Raw genomic sequence first — 3,789 nt, forward strand, 5'->3', positions numbered from 1 at the left:
GGCGTGGGGCATGCGGATTTACGCTGCTGCTTTTTGGGTGATGAAGGCCGGTGGCTGCGGGCTGCCTGCGGACAGGGTCAGCACTTCGTAGCCGGTGTCGGTCACGAGAATGGTGTGTTCCCATTGCGCGGACAAGCTGCGGTCCTTGGTCTTGATGGTCCAGCCATCCGGCATTTCCTTGATCTCGCGCTTGCCGGCGTTGATCATCGGTTCGATGGTAAAGATCATGCCTGCCTCCAGCTTGGGACCGGTACCCGGTTTGCCGTAGTGGAGGATCTGCGGTTCTTCGTGGAAGACCTTGCCGATGCCGTGRCCGCAGAACTCGCGCACGACGCTGTAGCCGGCTTTCTCGGCGTGCACCTGGATCGCGTGGCCGATGTCGCCCAGCGTGGCTCCCGGCTTTACTTGTTCGATGCCCAGCCACATGCACTCGTAAGTGATGTCGGACAGGCGCTTGGCCAGAATCGAGGGCGCGCCGATGAAGAACATGCGGCTGTTGTCGCCGTGGTAGCCGTCCTTGGTGATGACGGTGATATCGAGATTCACCACGTCGCCGTTCTTCAGCACCTTGTCACCCGGGATGCCGTGGCAGATCACGTCGTTCACGGACGTGCAGATCGCCTTTGGATACGGCGTGTAGCCGGGAGGGCAGTAGTTCAGCGGGGCAGGGACGGTGCCCTGTACGTTGACCATGTATTCATGGCACAGGCGATCCAGCTCGCCGGTGGTGACGCCGGCTTTGACGAATGGGGTAATGTAGTCGAGCACCTCGGAGCCGAGGCGGCCGGCCAGGCGCATGCCTTCGATGTCTTCGGTGGTTTTGATGGAAATGGTCATTTGATTCTGCAATCTTGTCTGGTGCACGCGGGGACGCGTTATCAGCAAGATTATAAACGAAGGGGCAGAAGCGGGCGTTCTGCCCCTCTGGGGAGGGCGGGGGGATCAGCGCCAGTTTTTCGGGTCGTATTTGCCCGGTTCGCCGGGGTTGGTGCGCACATTGCCGGCCTGGCGGCGCTGGTCGATGGACGGATGGGCCAGAAGCTTGAATTTCGCCTGGTCCAGTTCACGCAGCGCGACGCGCGGGTGCAGCACATTCCACGGGTCCATATTCCATGGCTCATGCGCATCGCCTTTGAAATCAGGCTTAAATGCCAGCGGGCCGGGATTCTGGAACAGGACTGGGGGCGTGAGCGTGGAGAGCTGTTCGATCATCCACTGCAGCGCCGCATCGGACAGGCCGGCCTGGGGATAGCCGCCGCCGACGTCGGCGTGCGCGCCGGGGAACACCATCTGCGTCACGCCCGCCCGTGCGTTCCAGAGCGTGGGCGTGAAGTCCACGCGCTGCTCATCCAGGGCGATGGCGTGCAGGCCGACTTTGATCTCGGGCGAAAGATCATTATTTATGAACTTGAAGGTATCGGAACGGGCGTCGCGGTGGTAGGCCGGGATGCCCATGGAGCCAACCGTATCCCAGACGGCGACGGCGCCGACCGGCGCGGTGAGCTGGACAAAGTCTTCCTTCTTCAGCGAGTTCTGGCTGACGAAGGCGGGCAGGTCGGCGATGGCTTCGCCCAGCCGCGCCAGGATGTCGAATTTCCTGTTCTTGCTGAGGCAATCGTGGCGGTACTGATACCAGGCCTGGGCGCCGCGCCGGTAAGCGCCTTCCTTGTCATTTTCGGTGGCGTCGCGCAGCAGGCCTTTGGCGGCGATCAGGCCGGCCAGGGCACGCGCCGTGTAGGCGCCGCGGCTGAAGCCGACGATGACGATGTTGTCGCCAGGTTCGTAATGGCGCGAGATATAAGTGTAGCCGCGCACGATGCGCGAAATCAGGCCTGAGCCGAAAGCGCCGCCGATCAGGCGGCCGATCGCGTTGCTGGAGTCGCCTACGCCGTGAATGTACTTGGCGACCTGAATTTTCGCCGGGCCTTCACTCAGTTCGGATTCCTGTTCCTTGGCCAGCAGGATGCTGCCGGCGACAGGATGGCCGGCGAGGGTGACGAACAGCTTGAAGACATTGGTCGGGTCGGGGACGCCGTCCTTGTCTTCGTCCTGATTGGGCGAATTCCAGGTGCCATCGGCGCAGAAAATGATGTTCTTCATGTCGGACTCCCCTTGTTGTAGGATTAGTCTGACAATTGTCGTCCTTTTCAGATCCCGGAATTCTCCCCAATACTCACTATCGCCTTATTGATTCTCGACCAGCAGGCCCAGCTGGATCAGCGACTGGTGCCAGCCCAGGTAGCACTGCTCGGCCGGAATCACGGCCGGCACGCCTTCCTGCACCACATTGATTTCAGTGCCGCAGGAGACAGCGCGCAGTTCGACGGTGGTGCGCATTTCACCTGGCAGGTTGGGATCGTCGAACACGGCGGTGTAGCTCAGGCGCTCGTTCTGCTTCAGTTCCTTGTACTCGCCGCCGAAGGAGTGGGTGAAACCGGTGCCGATGTCGGTGAAGGACATGCGGTACTTGCCGCCCACCTTCAGGTCTTGCTCGTGGACTTCGCCGACATAGCCGAACGGCGGCAGCCATTTGTTCCAGGCCGCGGCCGTGGTCCAGGCCTTGTAGACTTTTTCAGGAGTGGTGCGCAGAACGCGGTGCAGGCGGATGGTGTGCGTGGACATGGCAGAACCTTTCGTTAAAATGAGGGGTTTGTAACTCCACGACGCGCCGGATTCCCGAAAATCGACGTCGTCCGAAAAAAGTTTCCGATCATCTTGCGTGTTTTGCAATAACACTGCAAGTCATGACCGGGCCAAAGCGGTCGCCGAACTTGCCCGGAGAGCCAATTCCAAGGTAGAATCTATGGTTGCCTGACCTCGTGTCTTGCAATGTTGTAAATCTTCTTACTTTTATAAACCCGAATCCCCCCGACAAGGGTGCCCGCAAGGGTGACTGGGAGGATTCCAGACCCAACCCTGGAGTAAAAAATGTCTGTAACGATGCGTGAAATGCTGGAAGCCGGCGTCCACTTCGGTCACCAAACCCGTTTCTGGAACCCAAAGATGGCTCCGTTCATCTTCGGCCACCGCAACAAGATTCACATCATCAACCTGGAAAAGACCCTGGCCATGTACCAGGACGCGATGAAGACCGTGCGTCAAATCGCTGCTTCCCGTGGCACCATCCTGATGGTGGGCACCAAGCGTCAAGCCCGTGACATCATCGCCGCTGAAGCTCAGCGCGCAGGTGTGCCATTCGTCGACCAGCGTTGGCTGGGCGGCATGCTGACCAACTTCAAGACCATCAAGACCTCGATCAAGCGTCTGAAAGACATGGAAGCTGCGATGGAAGACGGTTCCGTGGAAAAGCTGTCCAAGAAGGACGCACTGCTGTTCCGCCGCGAACTGGACAAGCTGCAGAAATCCATCGGCGGTATCAAGGATATGGGCGGCGTTCCTGACGCAATCTTCGTGGTGGACGTTGGCTACCACAAGGGCGCGATCACCGAAGCTGCCAAGCTGGGTATCCCGGTCATCGGCGTGGTTGATACCAACCACTCCCCAGAAGGCGTGACCTACGTCATCCCTGGCAACGACGACTCCTCCAAAGCGATCACCCTGTACGCCCGCGGCGTGGCAGATGCGATCCTGGAAGGCCGTGCCAACGCCTCCGCTGAAGTCCTGGAATCCATCAAGACTGCAGCCGGTGACGAGTTCGTGGAAGTGAACGAGCAGGCTTAATTGTCTGATCCGCTGAGAAGCGGGAACAGCTTGAAAAGGGGTGGCCCAACAGCTCCCCCTTTTTTTTAAACAGATTTCCGTCGGGCTGGCAGCCACAAGGTGCCAGCC

At 59.8% G+C, this 3,789-nt stretch carries 4 protein-coding genes; 1 reads left to right on the forward strand and 3 read right to left on the reverse strand.

Going from position 1 to position 3,789, the window contains the following annotated elements:
• Positions 1–18: 18 nt before the first annotated feature.
• The 3 genes from map to AB4Z11_RS26255 form a co-directional block, all read right to left on the reverse strand.
• Positions 19–885, reverse strand: a complete 867-nt coding sequence (gene map, locus AB4Z11_RS26245; protein WP_442028781.1) for a type I methionyl aminopeptidase — start codon at positions 883–885, stop codon at positions 19–21.
• A gap of 57 nt (positions 886–942) precedes the next feature.
• Complete coding sequence (locus AB4Z11_RS26250; protein ID WP_442028782.1) at positions 943–2,100, reverse strand: DUF2235 domain-containing protein; 1,158 nt, start codon at positions 2,098–2,100, stop codon at positions 943–945.
• 84 nt (positions 2,101–2,184) lie between these two features.
• Entirely contained in the window at positions 2,185–2,622 is a 438-nt protein-coding gene (locus AB4Z11_RS26255; protein ID WP_442028783.1) for an SRPBCC family protein, read from the reverse strand.
• A gap of 306 nt (positions 2,623–2,928) precedes the next feature.
• Here AB4Z11_RS26255 and rpsB point away from each other — a divergent pair, with 306 nt between their 5' ends.
• Positions 2,929–3,681 (forward strand): 30S ribosomal protein S2, encoded by a 753-nt coding sequence (gene rpsB / locus AB4Z11_RS26260; protein WP_442028784.1) that lies wholly within the window; start codon positions 2,929–2,931, stop codon positions 3,679–3,681.
• Positions 3,682–3,789: the final 108 nt, after the last annotated feature.

The sequence above is a fragment of the Pseudoduganella sp. RAF53_2 genome (assembly GCF_052113985.1).
In the GTDB taxonomy this organism is placed as follows: domain Bacteria; phylum Pseudomonadota; class Gammaproteobacteria; order Burkholderiales; family Burkholderiaceae_D; genus Rugamonas.